Origin of the sequence: Legionella sp. PATHC035 (assembly GCF_026191115.1) — a bacterium.
Classification (GTDB): domain Bacteria; phylum Pseudomonadota; class Gammaproteobacteria; order Legionellales; family Legionellaceae; genus Legionella.
Map to the genome: position 1 here is coordinate 2,847,000 of NZ_JAPHOT010000001.1, position 25,104 is coordinate 2,872,103.

The following is a 25,104-nucleotide window of genomic DNA, read 5'->3' on the forward strand; positions in this document are numbered from 1 at the left end:
TGTCAATGACAAATTTCCTCTACACCCCTTGCTGGTACCAGAAACCCTCTTCGATTCTTTTATAGTGGATTTTTTACCCTCAAAAAACCACATGCCATAAGTCGTAAAAAAGGTCTTCGCAATAGCCCAGAATTTTGTTTATTTTGACCAAGATTTAATACTTGTGGATATCAAACCATGAGCATAAGGAAAATCAACAACAAGACATTGACCTAAAAACTGTAAGGATGCGCCTAATCAAAAATTTGAAGGTTTTGTGATAAATGACAAGCATGTTGCCAATCGTCATTTTCTTGCTGCGATTAATAATCTGTTAATGATTCAATGATAAAATTGACTCAAATTAAATCTATATGCGAGTATTTAGTCCAAATGTCAGTAAAAAAATTTATTCTTTCAGGAGATAAATTAATTCATCCTATAGTTGTTCTTTGCACCAATGATAATTTTGATCAAGTCACTAAATTGATCAAACTTTTCTTGTCCTCACCTGAATGCAGTAGAGAACTCTCTATTTTATCAACTACACCAGGTATTAAAATCGATTTTACAAGAGATAATTTAAAATTTCAGGGTTATTGGTTAGCGCAGAAAAAGGAAATTCGAGTTAAAAAGAATTTATTACCTGTGAACATGTTACAAACATTTATTTTTGAGTTATGCAATGCGAATAATCCTGATTTAACAGAAAATAAAATTAAATATTCCAATTTTTTTAACGCAGACGAATATGCTATTTATATAGAAGAAGCAGAACATAAATCATTTAAAAAAGCATCTTCCTTATACACCGATCTAGTGTTCAGAAATCCACAATCATTGTTAATTCCCAATGGTATTGAATTAGAACAATTAATGATGTTATCTAACGACGAAACTTATTTATCTTACGTGAAGAACAATGGTCATTATTATCGTTATGTTGATGCCTATAATAGCGCTATGAATAAAAGAGATTCTTTTTTTACGAGACAAAATGAGAATAATTTAAAAGGTAATCATTATGATAATAATTCGCTTCAAAAATCATTTTACTGAGTCAATTTGGAAATTTAATTTCAAAACACAAATTATTGTTTTTGCTTTATTTTTAACCTAAAAAGTCGAGGTTGCGAAGCAACGTACAAGCACGCACTTCAGTCGCCAGTGTGGCTTTGATTTAATATCTATAACAATCAATTTTATATATCGTTTGTTGCTGAACCACTAAGGATGCGTGTTTCATTTTCATAATAGAATCGCCTTCTAAAAGCATTCTCTTTTCAAGTGTTAACTCATAAGGTACGTGATCCTCAATGTGGTGAGGCTACAATTTGGCTAGCGCAAAAGAGCTAAGCTAAATTCTTCCTTGCTGATCCTTGATACTTCTCTAAACCATCTTTATTGGATTTGGAGTCACCGCATGGTTTGCAACCAAAAAATAAGCAAGTAGTGCTCTATAATTGATGAGAAAAGGATTTCAATAAAAAATGAAATAGCGTGTCGCCTCAATTCAACTGGCTAAAGCAACTTACTGAATTTAAGTGTTATGGCCAAATAAGCTATTAGCCATTTTCCCTTTCTGGTATGGTTCTTTCGTTCAGCGTGTTAATTAGCCCAGTTTGAAGTATAACTCTTGGCGCTTTTGGACACGGTTGTCTTTTTTTTATATTATTAACATTATATTGACCTATAAGTTTGAACGTGAAACTCTTCCTAGACCAAATAAATACAATTCTTGCCGCCATGCGGGATGTTGCTACAGCACAAGGAAAGCAACCTCTAACGGACATCCAAGCCCGATCAATCAAGGCACTCTATCGATATGTTTTTTCCCACCAGGATCAATTAGATTTAAACAGCCTTCCCTCAATGAAACCGGAACAATTTCCCAATTATTTTTCTTCAGAGGTGATCGCTGAATATGCATTACGTTTTCTTACCATTGCGTCATTAATGGATGGGGAAATTGATCATGAAAAAATTAAAACCTTATTCCAGTATGCCAAAGCTGTCGCTATTTATCCCCATTATTTACTGCAATTACAAAAAACTTTAGAGAATGATATCAATTGGTTAATCAGAGACATAACCCTTAAAAATCTTGAAAGCTTCGATTTATTCCCTAATTTACAAAGAGAGGAGGATATTGACCAATGGCTCTTTCCCTATCGTGAGCACCATGATCCTGCTTTAGTAGCCAGGTATGAGCGTTTACAGAAATTACCGGAGGATTCTTTTGGCTATAGGATTTGGAAGCAATTTAAAGACAATAACTACTTCTTTCCAGGAGAAGCAGAGGGGGCAAATTATGCCTTTATTATGCCTCATGATTCACTGCATGTTTTAAGCGGATATGATACTACTCCCTTCGGCGAATTATTAGTTTCTACCTTTACATCAACCATGCTTGAAAGGAATGCGATGGAAGGACATATCATCCCTGTATTTTATTCTTTTTATTTGGGTATTAAAATTAATAATCTTGCCGGGGCATCACAATGCAAGATGAATCCGGAAGCGTTTTGGGAGGCCTGGTATCGAGGTTCGCAAATGCAAATTAATCTCTTTGCGCATGACTGGTCTTTATGGGAAGTTGCTGAAATACCATTAAGCACACTTCGCCAAAAATATTGTGTATTACCCAAAACTATTGGATAAGGGTAGGGTAAGGAAGGTTCCAACATCACCCAATAAGTGTCTGCGTTGAACCATCGTGTATCAATAAATACTTATTGAGTCTGGTTAATTGTCTTATCGTATCTTTTGTTTAGGAGCCTTTGAGTCTTAGTGGTTTTTCGGGTGTGAGAGGATAAAAAGCGCAATCAATTGTGATAAATCATTATGGCTATGGTGAATTGTGTTCCGAGGAGGCAGACCACATCCTTGTGGCAGTGCATCGTCCTTGATGCGTTCAAATTATCCTTATTAAGACATCCGCTGTCCTTCCTCGTACTGATTCAAGCATAGCGAATAATGTTAATGAGGCATACGCAAAATAGCGCATAATCATGTAAGAAATCTCTTAATTTGCCTTTGATGCCCTCAAATGGGCGGCGCTTTTTAATTCAGCTGGGGAGTGTGCAAGTAAGCGCAGTCGTTTCAAATTTGAACAGAATTGATCGATTCCGTCGATAAGCCGCGAAACGCAGGGCTCATGCTTTTTTTCGTGGGGAGGCCTTAGGTGCCATGCTATTTAAGTTTTTTTTGCTATCAATTAGATTGATGATGTCATAAATGGGTACTGGCGGTGAAAAATAAAATCCTTGCATTTCATCGCATCCCTCGTCGAGTAAAAATTGCAATTGCTGGGCATTTTCTACCCCTTCAGCTACAACTTTTATATTTAAGCTTTTACACAATGCAATAATCGATTTAACAATACCTGCATTTTCGAGGTCCTGCGGTAAACCATCAATAAAAAATTTATCTATTTTTATTTTATTTGGTTTGAATTGTTTTAAATATTGAAAGGAACTGTAACCAATACCAAAATCATCAATAGCGAAAGATAGGCCCATTTTTCGCAGTGATTCTAGAACGTTTGTGGTATGCTTCAGATCGTTCAACAGCTGCGTTTCAGTTAATTCGATTTCCAGTAGAGCGGGATCCAAAGATAATTTTTCTAAAAGTAGTTCAACAAATTTTACAATATCGTACTCAATCAGGAATTGCCGAGCGGAGAAGTTAATCGACACAGGAATGTGCAAATGCTCAAACGGGAAATTTCGACACACTTCAAGCAAAACCCATTCACCAATGTAAACAATCAAATCAGATTGCTCAGCTAATGGAAGAAACGCCCCCGGTAAGATCAATCCGTTATCAGGATTTTGCCATCGTAGCAATGCCTCCACTCCGACAATATTTCCTGATTTTAAATCGACCTTAGGCTGATAATAGAGTCTGAAATCGTTTTCAGTGAGCGACTTGCGTAACTTAGTCTCAATCTCAATGGAGTGTGTGACTGCTTTTTGCAATTTAGCAGAAAAATATTCCACAGAGTTGCCGCCTGAGACTTTCGCCTGATTAAGTGCTATATCTGCATTTTGCAAGAGCGATAAAAAATCAGTTCCATCATATGGATAAATAGAGATTCCCATGCTGATTGTTAATAAAATGGTCTGATGATCAATAATCAACGGTGTTTTCACAATCGACCTTATTCGTTCAACCAACGGTGAAATGTCTTCGGGTTGTTTCATGTTGCTTACTGCAAAAACGAACTGATCCCCCCCAATATTTGCAATAATAGAGCATGAATCACTGAGGTATTCATTAAACTTGACAGCAATATTCTTGAGGACCGCGTCTCCGACATCAAATCCCATGGATTCATTGATTTTTTTGAATCGATCAAAATCAACCATGATGAGCGCAATTAACGATTTTCTATATTTATTAATTTCAGTTTGTAGAAACTCTTCTAACCCCGAACGATTGACTAATCCGGTCAATTTTTCATGGTGAATCAAATGGATCATTTGGTCCTTGTTGAATTTATTCTGAATAAGGCTTCCCAGGACATGGGATACCTTTTCTAAAGCCAGGATTTGGTCATGCGTCAGTTTTTTTACTTTTTTTGAGAAATACAGCAGCACGCCAAGGGTTTGACCTTGATAGGCCAGGGGCAAGCCAAATGCGCAATTTAATCCTGCTTTTACCGCAAGATCACCACGAATATACTGTTCATGTTCCCCATAATCGGTCACGAGAATGGGTAGATTATCTCTTATCACCTCCCCTTGCAGCCCTTCTTGGATATCAATTTTTAACTGATAAGATTTTTCATAAAATTCCCTGATTTCATCATGAAGGCTATGCCAAATTTTGATGCAATATAATGAGCTGGTTGACTGGTCGATTAACCAAACTTCACCTTCATCCCAAGCAAACGATAAGCAGCTTATTTTTAATATTGCTTCGACAGCGACTTCGACACTTTTTTCATGATGCGCCACATTCAAAATTTGATCATACAGTAGGAGTTCTCGCTTGGCATTAAAAAGCCCAGACAAATTAGTAATAAAACCCATAATACAATTTTTATCACCTTGTTTGTCATAAATCAGAGTCGGTCTATCCGCGACGTAGGTCATTGTTCCGTCGGGCATTATAACCCTGTATTCAAATAATTTATCACTCTCTTTCCCGTTCACCGTATCTCGTAACGCTTGAATTACATTTGCTCTATCGTCTTCATGGATTGATTGAAACCATAAACTCGAATTTTGATAGAGCTCTTGACGCGAACGACCGAACAATTTTTCTGCTGCTGGATTAATATAGCTAATTTTTTCGAGATCAATGGAAAATTGATAGAAGGGAGTTGCAATCATTTCGATGTATTGGAGTATTAATTCAGGCGCCCCCTTTAGCAGCTTCTCATACTCTTTAATTTTAGAAATTAACTCATCTCGCTCAGCAGCAATCTTCTCTAATTGAGAGGACATTTCCTGCTTAAATAAGGAGGATTTCATTTATGGAAACTCCTTTTAACCATGGAACAAAGATTATTATATAAATTAACAATAGCACAAAGAGTGAGCGCGCTGTAAATTATTGAGTATTTTTAAGCTTATCCCATGATTCGACTGACAATTAATTTAACCCTAATCGATCCAAGCTCCATCAGAATGCGTTGTCAAAAATTTTATAAAAGACGCAGGCGGTCTTTGTTTAGGCCGTAGCGATACTGCCCGCCCACAAAACTGCCTCCAAGCTGGGATATAACCTGGATTGTCCATAGCTTCAATCAATAAATGCCACAGTCCCAAGATAAATCACAGGGTATTGATTCACCTCAGCACTGTAGTATTGGGGAATTTTATTGAAATGCTTGACCTAGTGTTTAATTTAATGACACAATGTTTTTATCTTTGATATCTCTGTTATCTGAAATGCAACAAACTCGCTTACAACAAATGATGATGATGCGCTGCCTGGACACTGTTGTCGAGGTTGGGCGGAATTATTTGTAAACGGCGCTAACAAACTAATCCTCTCCAATACCAGTGTCCAGGTCTCGAGACACTCCTTCTCGATCTTTTAAAGCGCTCAAATTGAAATTTGGCGGTAAAAATTCAACTTAATATTTTTTGCTGCTGAATTTAAGCCTAGAAAACATCCATCAATCAACGTGGGTTATTTGGGGTAAAAATGAGGCAATTATCATGAACAAAGCGGACATTCAGTCAAAAATTTTTAGCTCAGAGTTTGTATTAAAATCTTATATTCAACGTCATATCAAAGGAGTCGCACCTAAATATACTTATACTGGGGAGGTAGGAATAAATCCAGCTTTTCAACGTATTGAAGAGGTTGACCGTTTCCTTAGGGCCAATGAAAAACGAATATTTGCGTTACGCAGTGATTTTGTTCTAGCGACTGGAGTGAAAAACGCCGAGCAGCAACATGGTTATTATGGGTTAAAAGAAACTTTTGACGAATCACAATATGCTTATCTAAATTGGAGCGATCGATACGGACATCCTTCTCTTGCCATAGCAGATAATCAGTACGATGGTACTGTTTTGTATGCTGGATTTATTTGTCAGCGTGACGGGCTCCTGGAAGTTTTTTTATCGTCGGGAAGATATAATCGTTGTAATCGAATTAACGAGGGAATCTTACCACTCACAGAGGAACAGATTTATGTTGTTGAGTCCTATTTAGCATTAAAATTTCAAAAAGCCTATGGAATTCAGAAGGTTGTATTCTTTGATACCACGCCAGAAGAGGATGATGTGGATTCATCATTATTCTTTACCAATACGCCGTACCCTAATGGCAAAAAACCCAGGTCCTACACGCCCTCATCAATCTCGAAAGCGGTTAAGATGTCACACGATGATTCAGGTTATGTAAACGCCCAAAACTACATAACACACAATATTCCTTCGATTAAACCCAAATACAGTTATCCTGGTGAAGGGTGCATCAATCCGGGTTATCAAGATATTACCAGTATTCAATATCCCTTACGCCCACAAGAAAAGCGAATCTGGGCTTTACGAAGTGATTTTATTTTGGCAACTGGTGTAAAAAATGCGTATGAGAAAGAATATGGATACACTGGTTTTAAGGACAGCTTTAATGAATCACTTTATTCATTTATTAACTGGAAGGATCGCTATGGACATCCCTCACTCACATTACCTGAAGGCAAGTATGATGGCTCAGCATTTTATGCAGGTTATGTTTGTCAACGCGAGGGGTATTTGCAAGTTTACCTTGTATCTGGACGATTTGAGCGCACGGATTTAAATGAGGAGCAAACTCGTATACTGGAGGCCTATATCGCAGCTCAGTTTCAGACAGCCTATGGCGAGCAAGATATTGTTTTTGATTATGGGGACTCAGAGATTCCAAGCTATCATGCTACATTTTTTAGCGGAGGAACATTTGCCAAAACCAATCCTCAACGACGTTATAATCAATCATTGATCAGGGATATTTTGCAGAACATCCCTGTGGCAACAAATGAAGATGAAGAGCGATTGGAAGAGAACCAAAAATTTTCGGTTTAAGATAGTTGCAAGGGCAAGGAAGCCTTTTGAACAATAACATTGATTTAGTCGGGCTATTGGTAGCCCGACGTTTTGGTTATAGGGCTGTCATTGTTTTGCAGTGAATGATCCTAGACCAAATGCACTTGCTAGCATTTCATCAGGACTTATATCCTCGGTTAGATCAGCGCTTCTTTCAAAAAATCCCAGTTTACGGGAGGGATTGGCATCAGATTTTTTAGTATGGCTACTTTCTTGATTGTGGTTCCTCATTTTGGATTCAAATAATGCGAGCATTTTTCTGGAGTTGACATCATAGGGGTTCTTATTATTTTGTACTGGATAATCAAAAGCCCTATGTTGAGGAGTTTGTTCAATAATTTTCTTAACGACCGCTACTGAAGGATGGTCCGGATCCGCTCCATGCTTCATTAAGGCGTCGATTAGTCTTGAGTCACCGCCACGTAATAATAAATAAGCAATCGGATTAACCGAGCAATAGACTGGAACACCTAAGTAGGTTTTAAGGTAAAAGGTACTGTTGAAATCAACATGATGCTTTTTTAGCAGTTCCAGATTACTCAAGGTATTTTGATGCGTATAACTTTCCTGGATGGCATTAAAAACAAGGGACCAACCTTTGAATTGTGTCATTGAAAAGGGCAACGTTACTGATCCTTCTACCATTTTTTTTAGAGCATGCGTATTTCCGGAGAGCAATAAGCTTCGAAATTTTTCAAATTCTCTGCAATAGTGTTTGTGTTGTCCTATGAGTTTTTCTGCTGCTTCAAAATGTTGCGCTCGAGCATAAAGAATAGGTTTTTGGAAGCTGGTATTTTGAGTATTTACTCGATTTTGAAGCAGACATTGAACAACAGCTGCTGCCGACAAGGAATCCCGGTTAGAAGCGGACAGTTGATTGTCTATAGCGCGGTGCAATGGTGTTTTTTTCATATGGTGATCCGCTGTATCCAAATGGGCACCCAAATCAATCAGTTTTTGCACTACTTCGATATCTTTACCATACTCACAGGCCAAACCTAGCATGGTATAGCCATTATGATCGAACGCATTAGCAGCCAGATAAACGAGTTTAGAAGAGTATTTTTCAGGTTGAAATGACCTAAATTGTTCTGGCCAATTTTCCTTATCTTTGTAAGGAAAAAAAGACATAATTTCCTTTAGCTGATCGAGTTGCTCTGCGGAAAGTTTCTCGCGAGTGTCGATATAATTTCTTGAATTATTAAAATAATAGCGCATGATAAAGTCCCTGCTCGTGTTTTTATTAGTTTGCGGGCATTATATACACAATTTTCAAATTTTTTAATTTTTTTACGTCAAATGATTAACCTGATTGATGGCTGCTAAAATTGACTGGGGAAGGGGCTACATGCGAAGAGCCCCTGTTCGATTAAATGCCTAGTTTAGCTCAGAATGTTCGCAGTCCAATAACCCTTGTAATTCAGCTAAAGCGGTTTTATCGTTAATTCGAATTAAAGTAACCCATGCGGCTTTAATCTTATTGTAAGTCAAGATGCGTTTGAGTAATTGTTTCTCTTTTTCCTTTTTAGCAATAAGGTCCTGTAATTGCTGTTGTTTTTTGTCCAGGGATTGATAGTAATTTATCGCATAAACCAACGTTGGATTATGCTGTCCTTCAGCCCAGTGTTTGATTATGGCCAACCTGTTTTTTTGATAATCTACTAAGTCCTTATCATTGTTTTTTGCCGATAAATATTGCAGATAATACATATCCAGCTGGAAAGGATGTTTATAAAATCCTTGCTTCATAATCGCTTGATAGAATTCGTGTTCGAATTGATAGATCTTGGACTTTAAATGGGTGATTTGATGCTGTTTTAAGCTTTGACTCCATGGTGCATTGATTACATTAGTATAAAGATTCATCATCCCATCCCAAGTTGACTCTAACTCATCACCTTGTTCTTTTATTTGCTGCTCTAATTCAGAGATTTTCTTAGTTTGCCGCGCGATCGAAAGTCCTACAAATTTTTTCGCTTCTGGGAGAAGGGAAATAATTTTAGTTTCATTAGCTGTGCTTAAATCAACAAATTGATCTAAATCGGGATTCTTGATTGATTGCAGTTCATGCTGATATTGATTAAATATTTTTCGGATGGCTGTTTGATTTAAGTCCGCGATGCGAGAGGAAAACTGGTCCTTCATAAAATAATCGGCCCATAGCAATAGATAATAATCGGAAGTACTGATCGGGACATCTACGGTAATGTCGTCTAATATTGCTTGCTGATGCGCAGTAAATATATCTTTTGTGGGTTCTTTTAACTTCTGACCGGTCAAGATGCTAGTTCCAGTATACGCCTCAGTAAATGAACGTTCATAACCTTGATACGTCGCTCCATCAGCATCGGCTGTGCAACCTGAAGCATAATGGTCTGGAGTTGCGGCAGTAAATCCACAGATTTTAGGATTAGCACTGGGATAACCATTTTTTAATTTGACCGATAATTGATGAAAGCCTCCGGAATAACATTGCGACATAGCAAACACAACGTGACGGCTTGGAACCTGTGCGAGCAACGAGCCCAGTTCGTTTTTAGAAAGGCAGGCTTTATTAAAATGGTTCTCGCTAGTAAAGTTATTGATGAACGGTTTTTTATAGTGCCATAAATCGATGCAATTATTACTGTAGGGATTGGTACTTTTATCTTCGAAAAAGCCGTAAGGCATCCCATGGTCGCTAACAAAGAGGAATAAGTCCTCATCAGGTTTTAAGGAGCGGATTTTGGGGGATAAAAAGTAAGTACTGACTTGTCCTTTGGTGGCACTCTGATTGTTGGTAATGATCCCCGTTTGCATGAGATCCGTTTTATCGTATTTATCCTGCTTTGTATTAATTTTTTGATGAACGTCTAGAGGGATGGGCTGCTGCAATTCATTGTTTCCTGCGCCAAAAAAAAGGCTCACTCTGTCCTGACCATAGTGATGCGCCAGGAACTCATAAAGAGTTTTAGTTTGTAGATATTGGGAATAATGATTCAGCCCGGGATTATCACCACCAGAAAGAACCAGAATTTGACTGGCAGTATTTCCAATAATGGTGTGCAAATAAAAAAAGATAAAGAGTAAGCAGCGTTTCATTAAAATTCTCAAACACGATCCCTTGAACAATGATTAAATACTAGCATGAATGGGGTGGGGTAAGCAGTTATTAAAAAAAAGTACCCTTCTTTTCACCAATAGTACTCTCGTCTTCTAAAAGGTATAATGGATGACCTCCTATCAATGGTAACTGAAAATCTGATGAAACAGTCCTTAAAGGTATGTTCGGTTTGTGAGAAGTCTTTTCCTCAAAATAGACTGATTTCTGGCGAATTAATTCGCCCAGAGATTAGCAAAGAGATTATGCATCTCTACCCAGATTGGAATGATCAACACTTCATATGTCATGAAGATCTGGCGGTAATGCGCTCACGCTATGTCCGTCATTTGCTCACATCTGATAAAAATGAATTGACTACCTTAAAGAATAAAGTTCTCGAACGCCTGGATGACAAAGAGTTATTGTCCGTTGAAATGGAGCCTCATCTGAATCAAAAATTATCACTAGCGGATCGCCTTGCAGACAGCATGGCCAGCTTTGGTGGCAGCTGGAAGTTTTTAATCTCTTTTTCCATTTTTATGGCATTTTGGTTAGGGGCAAATTCATTGATTTATTGGTGGCAACCTACTGATCCATATCCCTTTATTTTTCTCAATCTAATTCTATCATGTCTTTCTGCTATTCAAGCACCAGTCATTATGATGAGTCAAAATCGAAAAGAGGCAAAAGATCGCATTCGTGCACAACATGATTATCAAATTAATTTGAAAGCGGAACTTGAAATTCGTATTTTGCATGAAAAAATCGATCATCTTTTGTCTTACCAGTGGGAAAAAATGATGGAAATTGAAAAAATTCAACTCGAGTTATTATCTGAATTACGCGCAAACTAAATTAATTTTCATTTCCGCCTAGTGTATTGATGGTTCTGACGTCCGTTTTATCAGGCTCACTATGAGCTATGCCGGTTTTTTCTCGTGCATTAACCAGAGGGCCGGAAGAGTCAACAAAGCCATCGCGATCAAATAAATCGAAAAGGCAAAATTTATGAAAATATAACTTAAGAGTAAAATAATCAGCGGCGCTGTACCACCAAATAGAGAATTGCTCAGGTTAAAAAATAAAGTAAAACCACTGGCTCGTTCTTCTAGCGGTAATAGTTCAAGACTGGCGGTAAATACACTTCCGATAAAAAGAGAGATAATCATCGCTAAAGCACTGCAAGCCAAAGTAATCTGGACTAAGGTTCCTGCGTTAATTAAATAATTGATCAGGAGACTGGCAAAAACAGTGGCAATCAAACTGACTGCTAACGGGAATTGTCTTCCCCGAATATCCGAAATAAATCCTGAGAGAAGTAAGCCTATGCCATAACATATCATTGCCACCATAATGACATCCATCGCTACGGTTAGTGCTAATCCGCGTTGTTGTAAATACGAGGGCATATAAACAAAAAGAGTATAAAAACTGGCATTACAAAAAATTGCTAAAAGAAAAATGGAAATAACTGCTTTTTGCCGATAATGCCAGGCACTGATTAATGGATGCTTTTGTCTTTTGGTCATTACTTTTGAAAAATCGGTCACTTCTCGGGTCTTACTGCGCAAATAAACTCCAGCAAAACCAACGAATATTCCCATTAAAAAAGGGAAACGCCAAAGGTAAATGAGTTCCTGTTTGGAAAAAAATGACAAGGTTATTTTGCTCACGAGGATGGCAACTAACAACCCACAAATAGAACCCAAAGTAACAAAGCTTACGGCGAACCCTTTATGACGCATACTGACATTTTCATAGATGTAAATACTTGCCAAGGTCATTTCCCCGGCTACGGAAATACCCTGTGCTAATCGACAGAGAGTGAGCAATATGGGGGCGATAATGCCTGCGGCCTGATAGGTAGGTAATAAACCAATAAAACTTGATGAAAACGTCATCACTAAGAGCGTGAGTGTCAATGTTTTTTTCCGACCAATAGTGTCACCTAGGTTCCCTAACCAGTAGGCGGCCAATGGTCGAATTAAAAAACCTGCTGCAAAAATAGCGAATGTTGCAACTAAAGCAACGCGTTGATTGGCAATAGGAAAAAAAAGAGACGCTAAAATTGGCGCCATAAAGCCATAAATAGCGTAATCATACATTTCAAGCAGAGTGCCTAAGGATGCTGCAGCAATAATTTTTTTATTCATAATCCAAACGATAGTGTTTGTTTTGCGTGATAACACAGCAAGCTAGGTTGGGAAAAAATGACCCAACCTACCCGCTATGAGTGAGTCTAGGTATTAGGACACACAGGATACTAAACCATCCTTAATCTGTTTTAGTCCTTGCGCTACTTTGTCCATACTCAACGCGTAACAAAAACGTAAGACATGTTTTCCTTTATCTGGATTTAAATAAAATGAACGTCCAGGAACCACGGCAACTTTCGCTTGTTCTAATAATACGCGCGTCATGGTCGCATCATCTTTAAAGCCCATGCGGGAAAAATCAGCCATGATATAATAAGCTCCTTGAGGAACGGTCACTTCAAAACCAACCTCACGTAATTCCCGAACTGTATGATCACGTTTTTCCAAATAGGTTTGACACATTTGTTGATAATAACTTTCTTGTAATTTAAACGCGTCAATCGCCGCATGTTGCAGGGGGGTTGCCGGACACACATAAACCAGGTCCTGGACCAGGGCCATTTTCGCAATAACATGGGCTGGGCCACTGGCATAACCTAAACGCCATCCTGTCATATTATACGTTTTTGAACATCCTGAAATCGTGATCGTGCGTTCTTTAAAATTTTTCAAACGAGCAAACGACACATGTTTATAGCCAGGATAAGTAATGTATTCATAAATTTCATCCGTGATTACCGCTAAATCATAATGTTCTGCAATTTCTCCGATGGCTAATAATTCCTGCTCAGAAAACACTTTGCCGCAAGGATTACAGGGGGTGCAAATGATAATTGCCCGGGTTTTAGGGGTAATTGCTTGTTCAAGATCCTCCATTTGCACGCTTAAATCATCTAGATTAATGGGAACCGCTTTAACTTGAACTTGATACAGCTCTAAAATGTTTTTGTGGTAGCCATAGAAGGGTTCAAACAAAATCACTTCATCCCCTGGGTTAAACAAAGACATCGTCGCACAAATAAAAGCACCGGTAGAACCGTGAGTTACCAGAACTTCTGTTTCGGCTTGAACTGGAATTTTATTAAAAGTTTGAATTTTATGAGCGATGGCCTGACGTAGGTTAAATACTCCTTCACACGCAGAGTACACATTTTTTTCGTGCTCAATCGCACGTATCGCAGCCTGTTTTATGACCTCAGGAGTAGGTAAATCACAAATACCCTGGCCTAGATTAATGCCGCCAATTTTTTCACACTCCGTGCTTGCCGCACGAATACCAGACTGCCGCAAAGTTTCACTCACTTGACTTGTTTTCAGCATGTTGCCGTTCCTCTTTTGATTCTTAATCCTTTATTAGAAAACTCTCTCTTCGATTACCATTAAAAATCGTTGCACTATCTCAAGACGCTCATCCGCAAAATTTCTCTTTAAAAATAGAGGCATATAAGCAGGAAAGAATATCATTTAAAGTTCCTTCACCCAAGAAACACTTACCCTTAGCAATGGGTATTTTGTAGTGGGCAAAAATTGGGTGTCAGTTTGCATCATGACTTATAACCATAAAATCGTCCAGTTGAAACCGTCAAATAGACACATTGTATCAATAATGAATGTTGGTGTTTTGCGAAGCCCCTGAATCTAATAGACCATTCCTATATTGGCAATTTCTTTATCTAATTCATCAAAGATACCCATTTTAGAAAAAAGATGTTGTTCAAAGGTTTCCAATTTTCTGAGCGAGTCTGTTTTCGCATTAAAAAAAGTTCCTATATAACCTAGCTCTGAATAGATTTCTGTCAACACCCCTGGGAGCACAGTAATACCAGCAATAATTCCGGCTATTGCTTTGACACAAAGGATAAGTGCTTTCAATATGGGATTTAGTCCATCATACCAAGTTCCTCTGCCGCGAAAGTTGGCAAAATCATTTTTTGCGCTCGTTATTGCAACCTGACACTTTTTTTGAATTTCTCAAAGCTTTTTTGTGAAATAGGATTATTGAAAAAATCAGCACCACTTTCGATTAAGGTAGTTTGTAAGAAGAGGATTGGATCGCATTTTCAATTTGTTGGTCGGGAATAATAACTGCACGGAGCGTATTACAATGATGATTCAATTGATGTTGCTCATCAACAGCACTCCCTGGCAATTTATCTGCAATCGCATTGGCAATGAGAGAAAAATTAATTTGCTCTTCCTCGCTCATCGAAGCTTCGTTCATTGTAACACTGAACTCAAGAGCGGAGACTTTTTCCCTCACTGGAAAAAAAATAGTACCTTTATGACCTGGACGAAAGACACATTTAAGCGGCTTGCCTTGTAGCGAAGGCAATACCCCTGCTAATTCAAACAACATATATTCGATTATATCTAATTGACCTAGTTGCTCCTCTTCATAATGAAAACCTGCTTGGCTAAGTTGGCGATTAATAAGCTGATATAGGGACATAATTTGTTACACCAGAATAAAATAAAAAATTGGCCAACTTTAACACAGAATCAAGTCGGTTTGATATTAATTTCATTTTTTATCATTGAGTTAACTGCTTTCCTGGAATTAATACAAATTATTCCTCGGAAAAATAATATTTTCTTAATAATTAAAAAGTATAATTTTGGAGCTATTTGTATTTTATAAGAGCTTTCATGAGATCGAAATCGGAACTAGAAAACAATAGGAATCCACCTGAAGAGTCAGTGATAATTATTAATCCTACTCAGTTGAGCCAAGAGCAGAGCCCCTTCTTAAGCGATTTTTTGGAGGGTGATGATAATCCCGAAGTGTTTTTAAAAGATGCGGTTTATACACATGAGTCCATCCGATTTAAATTAACCCATGAACTGAATTGGCGCTTGGGAAAAGACGGCATCAGTGAATGTTTTGAGGTAATGAGAGACGGCCAAGCAGGCAGCGGAAAATTTGGACGTATTGACCTTATTGAAGGGAAGTTGGTTTTTAACGAAAGGGGGCTTGAATTTATACCCATATCTTTAAAACCACATAAAGAGAGAGTGAGAAAATTCATTTTCTTTAAACAAGAGAAAGAAGAAGCAGTATGGCGTAAAAGCATTAAGGAAGAATATAAACGAACCAAACAAGCGGGTCATTTAAAAGTAAGAAATCCAGTCTTTTTTAGAGATAATGATGGAGCACTTGGTGCGTATTTTATCATTAAAAAAGCTCCCGGGGTTACCTTACATGATCTTTTGTATGGGACGGCGCAAGAACCACTGGACACGGCTACCCGAAAAGCAATTTCCCTTGCCATTCTCGATGCATACATAGAACAGGTAAAAAGGAGAGGTTTAGTGCACAATGATATTTCTCTGAGAAACATCATGGTGGATCTTTCTAATCCCAAGCAGCCAATTGTTACTTTTATAGATTTCGCTTTTGCTAAGAAAATAAAGGTCAACGATTCTGGTAAGTTAATAAGAGGTACCCCAGTGTATATGGCTCCCGAGCGATTTGAGGGAGATGGGAGCAGTACCGCAAGCGATGTGTTTGCTTTAGGACATATTCTTGGTGAGCTTTGGGGAGAACAAAGAATGCTCCCTAGTCCTAAATTAGGCATCAAAGGGATTTACCGCGCAAGCAAAAAGGGTTCATTTGACAGCGATCTTGTCCACCTTGAGGAGTCCGATCTCAGTGAGAACGAAAAAGAGAGTATAATTTATATGTTACTCTCAATGTTAGCTCCGAAACCTGAAGTTCGGCCTAGTCCTGAGGAAGTAAAAGAAGTTTTTACAAGGGATTATGAGTATCTTGAGGAACCAGTAGAGGTTCATTCCAAAAATTCTCTACCCTGAAAAGTTGAATCAAGGCGCCTAGCTGCCAAGCTCAGAATAGAAATGGCTGCCCTCACCCTGTCCCTCTCCCCAAGGGGAGAGGGGATTTTGGGGGGAGATTGTGAATAACTTTCTCTCCTTGAATGGTGTTACCTATCCTATCGGTTGCTGATGACACTAAATTCATTTTAATAACTGAAAGAACTCCTTCCGGGGCGAGGAAATTGATTAAAAATAGGGGGATTACATTTCTGCATTCAAGGGTTACTATAAAGTCACTTGAATCAAGCTGCTGATTTTCTACTCTATAAAATCTCTGATTGCAGCAAGCCTGAATTACTATATTATTTTACACTATTACTCGAAGCCTTTAAGGAAGCCTGCATGCGTCAGTTATTGATTACGATTTTGATTTTTTTGTTGTCAGACGCAGCATCTTGCGCACCTGTTTTTGAGATTATTCCTCTTGGAGTCTATGGTGGTTTGAAAGATGGGAATTTATCCGCTTATTTATTAAAAACAATCGAGAGCGATAATTATACGGCTCTTGATGGGGGTACTTTGATGCATGGGCTTGAAGTTAGCGTCCAGAAGCAATCGCTATTTAATAAAAATATTGACGATTTGCTGCAAAAATATATTCCTGCTTATCTCATTTCTCATGCACATCTTGATCATCTGATGGGGCTTGTAATGGCTCAACCCGAATTACGAGCGCAGCAGACAATTATGGCACGCGAAGAAACCATGCAGGCATTGCAGAAACATATTTTTAACTGGTCTGTTTGGGGAAATTTTGGTGATAGGGGTGAAATTCCGCACTTGAATTATCAGCATTATCAAACCATACCATTGCTGCAATGGACTGCTATTCCTAATACCGATCTGCAGGTAAAAACGTTCCCTTTAAGTCATGGTGGAATGGCATCAAGCGCCTTTTTAATACGTTATGAGACGGAATATCTCTTATACTTGGGGGATACGGGGGCTGATCGCATTGAAAAATCAACAAATTTGGAAACTATTTGGAAGGAAATTGCGCCACTCATTAGAAAGAAGCAGCTTCATGCCATCATGCTCGAGTGTTCCTTTTTAAACTCACAGCCAGATGACAAATTATTTGGGCATTTAAAACCAAGTTTATTTATGTTTGAGTTGCGCCAATTGGCGTCAATTGTTGATCCTTTAGATTTTAAAAACGCACTACGGGGATTGCCAGTTATTGTTACTCACATCAAACCGAGATTAGTTGATTTTTCAAATTCGAAAGAGGATACACGAAAGCAGGTTATCAATGAATTGTCCCAGGAAAATGATATCGGTGTCGCATTAATTAAACCGGAGCAAGGTTCAATGTTCAGTTTATAATAGATGTGAATGAAGTGTGCTGAACGTCTTAAGAAATCATAGGTCAGAGCCTGAATTTTGAAGAGGTGAAATGCAAAATTCAAGTACAGGCTCTGCGCTATTAATTGTCATGGTGTTCATGAGACTGAGCCAAGGGATGATCATGTGGGGGATGGCAATTTATTTTGCTATCGTCCTTATTTTTGCTCTATGGCTGAAGAACGTGTTCGTCATTCAATATCTGGGCGTGCTTCCAGGAGCTATCTTGTTTATTGTTGCCATGCTTTCTATGATTGTCGGACGCCCATTCGTTCAGGACTATGCTCGTGAAGGAATCGCTCAAGAACAGCAGGAATCAGTTCAATTTGTCCGTTCATGTTTTAAAATGACCAGCTTCTGGGCCTCTATATTTTTGCTTTCCGCGTTGATCAATCGAGTCAAAATGAATGATCCCAACCCCGATGAATTCGTTTACTTTGGTGTCCAACTTGGTATCTTGCTGATAGCGATGGGATATACTACCGTGTATATGATATGGTCCAAACACAAGCGATTATCAATGCCTAAAACTTAATCCAGGAAGCTTAGGTGAAACGAAGCGAAGCCTGGACAACGTTCGTATGGACTTGCGCCTCAACCCCCATTTCTTTTGAATTATTCTATACTCTTAGATAGGCCAATTAGAGGAATGAACTATGACACATGGAAGACCCGAGTCTGGAACAATTGATGATGCCATTATAAAAACTCTAAATAAGATATTAGAACTTGAGATGGCCGGGGTTGTGCGCTATACCCACTACTCTTTTATGATATTCGGTTTTAATCGTATCCCTATCTGTAAATGGATGCGGGATCAGGCTCAAGAGAGCTTAAATCACGCTCATTTAATAGGGGAGCTTATTACCCATTTTTCCTATCACCCTACACTTAAAATTGGCACATTATTAGAAACTCATCAGCATAATATTAGAACTATTTTGGAGGAGTCTCTTGAGCATGAGAAACAAGGTTTAAACTTATATTATCAACTCTTACACCATTCAGAAAAAAAGTCAGTGTTAGTTGAAGAGTTTGCCAGAAAAATGATTCAAGAAGAAGAAATGCATGTTGGCGAAATCTATAAAATGCTTATGTCGCCTGAAACGTTGAAAGATTAGGAGGTACTGTTGAATAATCAAAAATTCATTTCTAGATGTTTTAGTGTTTAGGGTCAAATTAATTAAGGAGTAAACGATGCGATTCACTAAAAATGTAGGTTTTATTCTTCTCGCTGTTTACCTCATCATAGTAGCTCTTGGTGTTTTGGCTCCTGGGGTTGCAATTCCCAGCACCATCACCGCTGTGGTTGCTTTGCTGGCTGCAATTTTTATACTCATAGGTAAATAAAGACATCCCTGCACGCAACGATTTTTAGTGCGGTGTGTAAGTCAAGCAAACGGAGTTTTTGAGATGCAGGGGGAACTGCAGTAGGGGCGCATGAAGCTGCGCACAGCCTACGTTTGCTTGTCTGGCCGTCACTACGTCAATAACGGACTCTCGATTGCGAATGTCCAGGATAAAAGCGCTGTTGCTCTTGAATTAACCCGAGCAATAAAGTCCAGTCAGGCTCTTGATTTAATGGTTGTTCTTGTCTTGTTTTTAGCAAATTATCATTTTAATATACCATTGGTTTATCTTCATGCCTTAGTGTTTTTAAATGAATCATTGCGCATGACCAGAGTAGGTGAAAACCGCAGAACCATTCTACATGTTGATTATTTAAGAAATCTCAATAGTTTCTAATCTCGGGGGGCACATGGGTTTTGATTTTCAAAAATTTAGAGTAATTGAACTCACCTTAAATCGTGGTGTCGGCAAGACCAAAGATACCATACAGCGATTTAAAGACTTAGTAAAACCGATTCACTCAGTTTCTTGTGTCAGGCATATCTTTATCTTCAATGAGGTGGAAGATCAAAAAGCCTTTGCTGAATTATTAGAAGAACTCAAAGAAAAAAATAAAGCCTGCAAACTGATGACGGGCTTAGAGGCCTATAATTTTTTATTAAGCTGGATTGTGGGGGGCGAATATCGAGTTGCTAAGCCGGGATCAAAATTACCTTTGTATAACGACAACCATGTATTAGGGAAATTCAAAACAAATTGGGCTTACTTTTTATCGACTCAAACAGATACTCAGCTCAAGCGGGAGTACACCAAAATTGTCTCCCAATTGTTAGAAGAAGCTCATGAAATTCGGAAACGTATCGAGCTGGGCCTTTATGGTGCTGATACACAACTCAGAGCAACGCTCGATAGGGTGATCGATAATATTTGCTTTTCAAAAAAAAATGCCTTGCCTGTTGCGTATGAGCAAACGCACCAAAGCAGAAAACAATATGCATTGTCAGTGATGCAAATATTGCATAAAAAAATCAGAGTCATTAGCACTATTCTGCAAAAAGAGGCGTCTCCCTCGCAAGATGAGACGTTGGCAAAAACAGGATATAGCAAACAAATGGCTTGCTCAAATCAACTCGCATTACTTACAACAAATGTAAAAACCGCCGTCAGCGAGGGTTTATTAAAATCTTCTAATAAAACAAACCGACAAATTCATAATTTTTTCAAGAAAGAGGGTTTGTTTTGTTCTGAGGAATTTAGAAAACAATCTTACAAAAAAGCGTGTGAGGAAAGCCAAGGAGATTATAAAGAATATTTAGCAACTCAATACAGCAAAACGCTTTGAGTCACCTTTTGGGAAGCCTTGCTCTGAAAGATGCACAGGTAATTGAAGTAAAACAAAATGTGATAAGGATAAGGTTGCACCTTTTTAAGAAAAAAGGAAAATAATAAAAATGCCACAAACGTTTATAAAAGGCCATCGAGCGATGTTAATTATTTTCGGTGGGTTACCGGGGACAGGAAAAACTACGATTTCTAAAATCATAGCCCAGCGTATCAAGGCCGTTTATCTCAGAGTAGACACTATTGAGCAGGCTCTAATTAACTTAGATGGCTATCCTGATGCATTGATAGTGGGTTCAGAGGGGTACTTTATCAGCTATGCAGTTGCTCGAGAGAATTTGGCCTTAGGCTTAAATGTGGTGGCCGATTCGGTTAATCCGATTGCAATCACACGCCAACATTGGCAGCAAGTAGCCGAACAAGCCGGAGCAGATTTTATCGAGATTGAACTCATTTGTTCCGATGCAACCGCTCATCAAAATCGGGTAGAAGGACGCATTGCCGATTTGGAGGGACATAAACTGCCTACATGGCAAGATGTTTTGGATCGCCACTATGAGCCTTGGGAAAGCAAACACATGGTGATTGATACGTCCCAATCGCTAATCGATGAGTCCGTGGCGCTCATTATGAATTTTATAGTGAACTTTTGCGGGAGAAAGTAGCAACTGTGCTGGCCTTTGGTTTAAGGCAGTTGGCTACGATGAAACATAGTCCGCATGCAGACACTTGAAATCAATTACAGTCAGATGAAATAGAGCATCCAAGTTCAGGGTCCTGACTTATATCATGGTGTTGCTAATAAAACAGTCCTGGCATCTAAGGTTTCATCTCTTGAATGGCGGAAGGAACCGTGGAGTCCAAGTGGAGATAAAACCGATCAGTTTTACAAAGAGCGAGATTAGAGCCACGGTTTCTCATATACCATTGCAGTTCTTCATTTTCTTCTTCACTTAAACGATTTGATTCTTGATATTCGGTCATTAATTCATTGAGTTGCTCTTTTAATAAAATGATATGTTTTCGTTGAGATGCAGTTAATGGATTTTTAAAAAAAGCAAATAGCTTATCGGCAGTGGCGTGTCGTTGAGTATAAGCTTTCGAATGAATTATTTGTTCATAACAGGCCTCGAGAAAATCAAGTTTTTCAGTGATTGTTGAGAACGTTTGAATTGAAGCCTCCAGTGTTTTTTTTGAGAAAGTACTGTTCAGATAAGTGCTTCTGAATTGCTTGGAAATTTGATCCACTTCAATTGTTACTTTTTCGGGGTTCTTTTCTCCAAATTTAGAAATAAGCTGCATGTTGACCAGCATTGGAATTATTTCTTTTACTGAATTTTCATCAATTAATATTTCTTCGCCAAAATTTTTGAATTTAAGTATGGTTAAATTCTTATTATTTCGATCAGCATATTTTCCAAATATCAATTTTTGAACGTGGTCAGTGATTTTATTTTGTTCAGGAATTAACTGATCTTGTAGTGCATCAATTAACCTGCATATTTTTTTGAACTCACCAGGAGAGGTTCCAGCAAACAAACGATACTTCAGTGTCAGTATTTCAGTATGCTTATGATGACTGGCAACCTCTCTCTTCTTCCCCTTGTCAATACCATCAAGCGTCTTTTGAAAAGCCTTAATTTGCTTGATCAACATATCGTATGGATAGCCCAAACGATTCACATCGACGTGATAGAGTTTTTTCCAAACATCACTATGATTCACCATATGCCAAACTATGGCAAATCCATCATCACTCAACAGTGGAGGATCATAACTCCTGAATAAACGCCCTTGATCCTCATCATCACGATGAAGCATTGCAATGAATCGCTCTTCACCACTTTTCAATTTCTTCTCTTTTGTGGGATGTACAAAAGCAAGAAACTCACGGTCTATTAATTCCCACATGGTTTTTGACCATTTTAGTTTGGTGTGTTGAGCAATAATCTGATGCATATGATTTAACATCAGATTGAAATCTGGTCCGAGGGTGCTCTGTATTTTTGCATGATACACATCATGCTCTGTTACTACAGGCATTGGCGTGTCAGCATAACCATGTATCTCTTTCGTAGGTGTTTCAACGCCACTATTCGGCATACTAATTGCAGTTGGCCTGTAGTTATATACAACGCCCTCTTTGACCGCGTCAATATCTAGCTTTCCTATTTTTGCACGATTTGCAGCAGCGCCATGAACTCCATACCGTGCAATTTGTAGTGCTTCAATAACACCGAAAGATAAGTAAAGATCATATTCATCTCCTTGATATGTTGCCCTATGCCAAGAACGATTTCTCAGCAGAGCATCTCCGAGTTGGATACGCGTGTTTGGTGGCGCAATAATTTGCGGATTATGTTTTGAAATAAAAAAAACTTGTTCCGATTTGGGTGCCGCTAAAATAAGGTTTAATAATCGTTCAGTCTGCTCTCTGGTAAGTCGTTCACCATAGATACTTTCTACAATCGCTGGAAAGCACAATTCAATAGCTTCTTTAGAAAGTTGTCCATCGTGAGCAAAAATAGAAAATGTTTTCTCCAAAGGATATTCTTTAGGAATTTGAGCTCTGGCGAGTATCGTAGTCATTTGCTGGCGCGTGATTTTGTTCTGTTTGAAAAGCCACAATGCGTAAAAAGTATGATCTTCTTTATTTAAGGCTGGGTGTTCAAAATCACCACATGCAATTGCTTTTGCAACTCCTTCCAAGCCTTCTGCATCCAGAGTGATATGTGCTGGAATAGTAATTTTATTGCCATTTAAAAAGTCATCAAAATCATCGGAATGCAGGGTTCTTGTTGGATCGACAGGAAACTGGTTTGTTTTGGGGTCTCTGAACCCAGGATGTTTGTATTTGGCATTTATATTTTTTCTTGGCGCAAACACTCGTAATGTTGGATCAAAAGTGACATCAACACCTGGTGGAATTTCCGGCGAGAAAAAACGACCAAAAAAAGATTCCCACGCAGCATGGGCATCTTCGATGGTACTTATTTCAGCGAAACCAAAATTTTCAGGCATAAAATTTATTCAACTAAAAAAGAACACTTGGGTTGTTTATTATACTAAAAAATGCAGCAGGATCCGAAGATATTGTCAATTTTTTAACAATTACACCGATTTTCATCGGTAGGAGGCTTCAAGTAAGTCTCGTGAATGCGGAAATTTTTCCACAAAGCCAAGGGTAAATGAGCCGTAGAACCGGCAGCAGTTGCAGCCAATACGCTGGATACATCGTGGTATTAGATAAACAGTGCATGCTTTAATCTGAACTATTGCCTTCTTAATAATCTATGGAAAAATACCAATTTATCAATGCAGTGAAGCACCTATAAAATCTAAATACTATTTTGAGTTGTCCTAACGTTCAAGATGCTCGTATTCTGATTTTCATTCTCAGGCCATTCGCTCGCAACAAAATTAACCTCTTTGATTAAAAAATCAAGGCACTGAAATGAGGTAGGGCCAGAAGTTCGATGCATGGCAACATTTAGGTGCATTCTTGCCATTACGAAATCGGGTGGATCTTCATTTAAAGCCTTGCTAGCAAGATCTAATTGTTCATCAATGATTTTTTTATTTTGGCTGCCCATCCGAAACGTAGAAAACCATTGCCCCTTGATGTGGGCTGCATAGGCTTCTTTAATACCGAGAACGGCTTCTTTCAGCGTGTTTAAATCCCTCTCCGCTTGATTGGTTCCGCCTACTACCAAATCTTGTACATTGTCAGGAATGACTTCTCTCATTGCCCTCAAAGGATGGGCCGCAAGTCGGTTTTTATCGGTGCTAAAAGAAAAGGTGTTTCCATAATATCGTGGAGTGGGTAATCCACCTAAATTTTCTGCAACGCGTAGCCCACTGACAATATCCATGTCGAGTCTGTAATTACAAAATTGAGCAAAAAGACCAGGGTGTTCTTTAGTCAATGATCGGCCATGGAGTGAATCAATGGAAGCAGTATTAAATGTTCTCACATGTAATTTTCTTGACTCTTGCAGGTCTCTATCTGTTGCATAGGCTCGAGCTCCGACATATTGGGCGAGGTGTCCTCCTAGAGAATGTCCCACGATTATGATTTCCCTATTGGGAAACTGTAATTTTGCCTTCTCATAGAAATCATATGCTTCTTCCTGTAATTTTTTTCCTACGGTACCCGTTAAGGTTAGATTGATATTGGAAGCCACATCCCTAATCGCTGCTGTTCCTCTATAGGAAATAATAATAGGGGAAGTGGATTCGTCATCCATTGGTTTAAGACAAACAGCCGCTAAAGCCTCAGTACCTTCTGCTTCGGGATTGGTTTTAGCTTCGATCTTATATTCTGCATTAGCGATACCCTCTGTTAATGTCTTGGTATAGACGTAGCCTTCACTCGTTTCGTTTTCGTCTTCGCGCAACTTATTTTCTTTTCCTTCAATACGATAGGCGAGCTGTGCTGCATCGAGTAATAATCTAATAGTACATTTTGGCATAACAAATTCCCTCAGACATAAGATACTTAGTTATCTGGGTAAAAAAAAAACTAAGTGCT

General features: G+C 38.5%; 21 protein-coding genes. 12 read left to right on the forward strand and 9 right to left on the reverse strand.

The window, feature by feature from the left end; all coding sequences use genetic code 11:
* Window positions 1-372 precede the first annotated feature (372 nt).
* Together OQJ13_RS12630 and OQJ13_RS12635 are read left to right on the forward strand one after the other, a co-directional pair.
* Window positions 373-1,038, forward strand: a complete 666-nt coding sequence (locus OQJ13_RS12630) for a hypothetical protein (RefSeq protein WP_265711172.1) — start codon at window positions 373-375, stop codon at window positions 1,036-1,038.
* Between the two features lie 645 nt (window positions 1,039-1,683).
* Window positions 1,684-2,640, forward strand: a complete 957-nt coding sequence (locus OQJ13_RS12635; RefSeq protein WP_265711942.1) for a hypothetical protein — start codon at window positions 1,684-1,686, stop codon at window positions 2,638-2,640.
* Window positions 2,641-3,134: 494 nt separating this feature from the next.
* Here the strand turns inward: OQJ13_RS12635 and OQJ13_RS12640 are convergent, their stop codons facing one another.
* The gene (locus OQJ13_RS12640) at window positions 3,135-5,459 is read right to left on the reverse strand and encodes an EAL domain-containing protein (RefSeq protein ID WP_265711173.1); all 2,325 of its coding nucleotides are present in this window, start codon (window positions 5,457-5,459) and stop codon (window positions 3,135-3,137) included.
* Between the two features lie 693 nt (window positions 5,460-6,152).
* Between OQJ13_RS12640 and OQJ13_RS12645 the strand changes: the two genes are divergently transcribed.
* A complete protein-coding gene (locus OQJ13_RS12645) occupies window positions 6,153-7,508 on the forward strand; it encodes a hypothetical protein (protein WP_265711174.1) in 1,356 nt (451 codons plus the stop codon).
* A gap of 87 nt (window positions 7,509-7,595) precedes the next feature.
* On the opposite strand, the gene OQJ13_RS12650 is transcribed toward OQJ13_RS12645, so the two are convergent.
* Together OQJ13_RS12650 and OQJ13_RS12655 are read right to left on the reverse strand one after the other, a co-directional pair.
* Complete coding sequence (locus OQJ13_RS12650) at window positions 7,596-8,747, reverse strand: ankyrin repeat domain-containing protein (RefSeq protein WP_265711175.1); 1,152 nt, start codon at window positions 8,745-8,747, stop codon at window positions 7,596-7,598.
* A gap of 159 nt (window positions 8,748-8,906) precedes the next feature.
* Window positions 8,907-10,622, reverse strand: coding sequence for a hypothetical protein (locus OQJ13_RS12655; protein ID WP_265711176.1), 1,716 nt, complete (start codon window positions 10,620-10,622; stop codon window positions 8,907-8,909).
* A 132-nt stretch (window positions 10,623-10,754) separates the two neighbouring features.
* Between OQJ13_RS12655 and OQJ13_RS12660 the strand changes: the two genes are divergently transcribed.
* Window positions 10,755-11,465, forward strand: coding sequence for a DUF1003 domain-containing protein (locus OQJ13_RS12660; RefSeq protein ID WP_265711177.1), 711 nt, complete (start codon window positions 10,755-10,757; stop codon window positions 11,463-11,465).
* A 66-nt stretch (window positions 11,466-11,531) separates the two neighbouring features.
* On the opposite strand, the gene OQJ13_RS12665 is transcribed toward OQJ13_RS12660, so the two are convergent.
* The 4 genes from OQJ13_RS12665 to OQJ13_RS12680 all read right to left on the reverse strand — a co-directional run bounded on the left by OQJ13_RS12665 (window position 11,532) and on the right by OQJ13_RS12680 (window position 15,156).
* Window positions 11,532-12,764 carry an MFS transporter gene (locus tag OQJ13_RS12665; protein ID WP_265711178.1) on the reverse strand — a complete coding sequence of 411 codons (1,233 nt, stop codon included), beginning with the start codon at window positions 12,762-12,764 and terminating at the stop codon, window positions 11,532-11,534.
* Between the two features lie 93 nt (window positions 12,765-12,857).
* The gene (locus tag OQJ13_RS12670; RefSeq protein WP_265711179.1) at window positions 12,858-14,027 is read right to left on the reverse strand and encodes a pyridoxal phosphate-dependent aminotransferase; all 1,170 of its coding nucleotides are present in this window, start codon (window positions 14,025-14,027) and stop codon (window positions 12,858-12,860) included.
* Window positions 14,028-14,345: 318 nt separating this feature from the next.
* Window positions 14,346-14,579 (reverse strand): hypothetical protein, encoded by a 234-nt coding sequence (locus OQJ13_RS12675; protein ID WP_265711180.1) that lies wholly within the window; start codon window positions 14,577-14,579, stop codon window positions 14,346-14,348.
* A gap of 151 nt (window positions 14,580-14,730) precedes the next feature.
* Entirely contained in the window at window positions 14,731-15,156 is a 426-nt protein-coding gene (locus tag OQJ13_RS12680; protein ID WP_265711181.1) for a hypothetical protein, read from the reverse strand.
* A 197-nt stretch (window positions 15,157-15,353) separates the two neighbouring features.
* Between OQJ13_RS12680 and OQJ13_RS12685 the strand changes: the two genes are divergently transcribed.
* The 8 genes from OQJ13_RS12685 to OQJ13_RS12720 all read left to right on the forward strand — a co-directional run bounded on the left by OQJ13_RS12685 (window position 15,354) and on the right by OQJ13_RS12720 (window position 21,238).
* Entirely contained in the window at window positions 15,354-16,517 is a 1,164-nt protein-coding gene (locus OQJ13_RS12685) for a protein kinase domain-containing protein (RefSeq protein ID WP_265711182.1), read from the forward strand.
* A 363-nt stretch (window positions 16,518-16,880) separates the two neighbouring features.
* Window positions 16,881-17,864 carry an MBL fold metallo-hydrolase gene (locus OQJ13_RS12690; RefSeq protein ID WP_265711183.1) on the forward strand — a complete coding sequence of 328 codons (984 nt, stop codon included), beginning with the start codon at window positions 16,881-16,883 and terminating at the stop codon, window positions 17,862-17,864.
* Window positions 17,865-17,934: 70 nt separating this feature from the next.
* Entirely contained in the window at window positions 17,935-18,417 is a 483-nt protein-coding gene (locus OQJ13_RS12695; RefSeq protein ID WP_265711184.1) for a hypothetical protein, read from the forward strand.
* A 121-nt stretch (window positions 18,418-18,538) separates the two neighbouring features.
* On the forward strand, window positions 18,539-19,003 hold the full coding sequence (locus tag OQJ13_RS12700; protein WP_265711185.1) for a ferritin-like domain-containing protein: 465 nt from the start codon (window positions 18,539-18,541) through the stop codon (window positions 19,001-19,003).
* Between the two features lie 76 nt (window positions 19,004-19,079).
* The gene (locus OQJ13_RS12705) at window positions 19,080-19,232 is read left to right on the forward strand and encodes a hypothetical protein (protein WP_265711186.1); all 153 of its coding nucleotides are present in this window, start codon (window positions 19,080-19,082) and stop codon (window positions 19,230-19,232) included.
* Window positions 19,233-19,322: 90 nt separating this feature from the next.
* A complete protein-coding gene (locus OQJ13_RS12710) occupies window positions 19,323-19,628 on the forward strand; it encodes a hypothetical protein (protein WP_265711187.1) in 306 nt (101 codons plus the stop codon).
* Window positions 19,629-19,641: 13 nt separating this feature from the next.
* Complete coding sequence (locus OQJ13_RS12715) at window positions 19,642-20,574, forward strand: hypothetical protein (protein WP_265711188.1); 933 nt, start codon at window positions 19,642-19,644, stop codon at window positions 20,572-20,574.
* A gap of 109 nt (window positions 20,575-20,683) precedes the next feature.
* The gene (locus OQJ13_RS12720) at window positions 20,684-21,238 is read left to right on the forward strand and encodes an AAA family ATPase (RefSeq protein ID WP_265711189.1); all 555 of its coding nucleotides are present in this window, start codon (window positions 20,684-20,686) and stop codon (window positions 21,236-21,238) included.
* A gap of 154 nt (window positions 21,239-21,392) precedes the next feature.
* Here OQJ13_RS12720 and OQJ13_RS12725 read toward each other — a convergent pair whose 3' ends face one another.
* Together OQJ13_RS12725 and OQJ13_RS12730 are read right to left on the reverse strand one after the other, a co-directional pair.
* A complete protein-coding gene (locus OQJ13_RS12725; protein WP_265711190.1) occupies window positions 21,393-23,594 on the reverse strand; it encodes a hypothetical protein in 2,202 nt (733 codons plus the stop codon).
* Window positions 23,595-23,911: 317 nt separating this feature from the next.
* Window positions 23,912-25,045: an Mbeg1-like protein gene (locus OQJ13_RS12730; protein WP_265711191.1), complete on the reverse strand. Its 1,134-nt coding sequence runs from the start codon at window positions 25,043-25,045 to the stop codon at window positions 23,912-23,914.
* Window positions 25,046-25,104 lie beyond the last annotated feature (59 nt).

Coding starts and splice junctions, on each gene's coding strand:
- OQJ13_RS12640 (WP_265711173.1), bottom strand. CDS start 5,459: ATGAAATCCTCCTTATTTAAGCAGGAAATGTCCTCTCAATTAGAGAAG.
- OQJ13_RS12685 (WP_265711182.1), top strand. CDS start 15,354: ATGAGATCGAAATCGGAACTAGAAAACAATAGGAATCCACCTGAAGAG.
- OQJ13_RS12705 (WP_265711186.1), top strand. CDS start 19,080: ATGCGATTCACTAAAAATGTAGGTTTTATTCTTCTCGCTGTTTACCTC.
- OQJ13_RS12660 (WP_265711177.1), top strand. CDS start 10,755: ATGGTAACTGAAAATCTGATGAAACAGTCCTTAAAGGTATGTTCGGTT.
- OQJ13_RS12715 (WP_265711188.1), top strand. CDS start 19,642: ATGGGTTTTGATTTTCAAAAATTTAGAGTAATTGAACTCACCTTAAAT.
- OQJ13_RS12730 (WP_265711191.1), bottom strand. CDS start 25,045: ATGCCAAAATGTACTATTAGATTATTACTCGATGCAGCACAGCTCGCC.
- OQJ13_RS12630 (WP_265711172.1), top strand. CDS start 373: ATGTCAGTAAAAAAATTTATTCTTTCAGGAGATAAATTAATTCATCCT.
- OQJ13_RS12700 (WP_265711185.1), top strand. CDS start 18,539: ATGACACATGGAAGACCCGAGTCTGGAACAATTGATGATGCCATTATA.
- OQJ13_RS12645 (WP_265711174.1), top strand. CDS start 6,153: ATGAACAAAGCGGACATTCAGTCAAAAATTTTTAGCTCAGAGTTTGTA.
- OQJ13_RS12725 (WP_265711190.1), bottom strand. CDS start 23,594: ATGCCTGAAAATTTTGGTTTCGCTGAAATAAGTACCATCGAAGATGCC.
- OQJ13_RS12650 (WP_265711175.1), bottom strand. CDS start 8,747: ATGCGCTATTATTTTAATAATTCAAGAAATTATATCGACACTCGCGAG.
- OQJ13_RS12670 (WP_265711179.1), bottom strand. CDS start 14,027: ATGCTGAAAACAAGTCAAGTGAGTGAAACTTTGCGGCAGTCTGGTATT.
- OQJ13_RS12690 (WP_265711183.1), top strand. CDS start 16,881: ATGCGTCAGTTATTGATTACGATTTTGATTTTTTTGTTGTCAGACGCA.
- OQJ13_RS12665 (WP_265711178.1), bottom strand. CDS start 12,764: ATGAATAAAAAAATTATTGCTGCAGCATCCTTAGGCACTCTGCTTGAA.
- OQJ13_RS12720 (WP_265711189.1), top strand. CDS start 20,684: ATGCCACAAACGTTTATAAAAGGCCATCGAGCGATGTTAATTATTTTC.
- OQJ13_RS12695 (WP_265711184.1), top strand. CDS start 17,935: ATGCAAAATTCAAGTACAGGCTCTGCGCTATTAATTGTCATGGTGTTC.
- OQJ13_RS12680 (WP_265711181.1), bottom strand. CDS start 15,156: ATGTCCCTATATCAGCTTATTAATCGCCAACTTAGCCAAGCAGGTTTT.
- OQJ13_RS12710 (WP_265711187.1), top strand. CDS start 19,323: ATGAAGCTGCGCACAGCCTACGTTTGCTTGTCTGGCCGTCACTACGTC.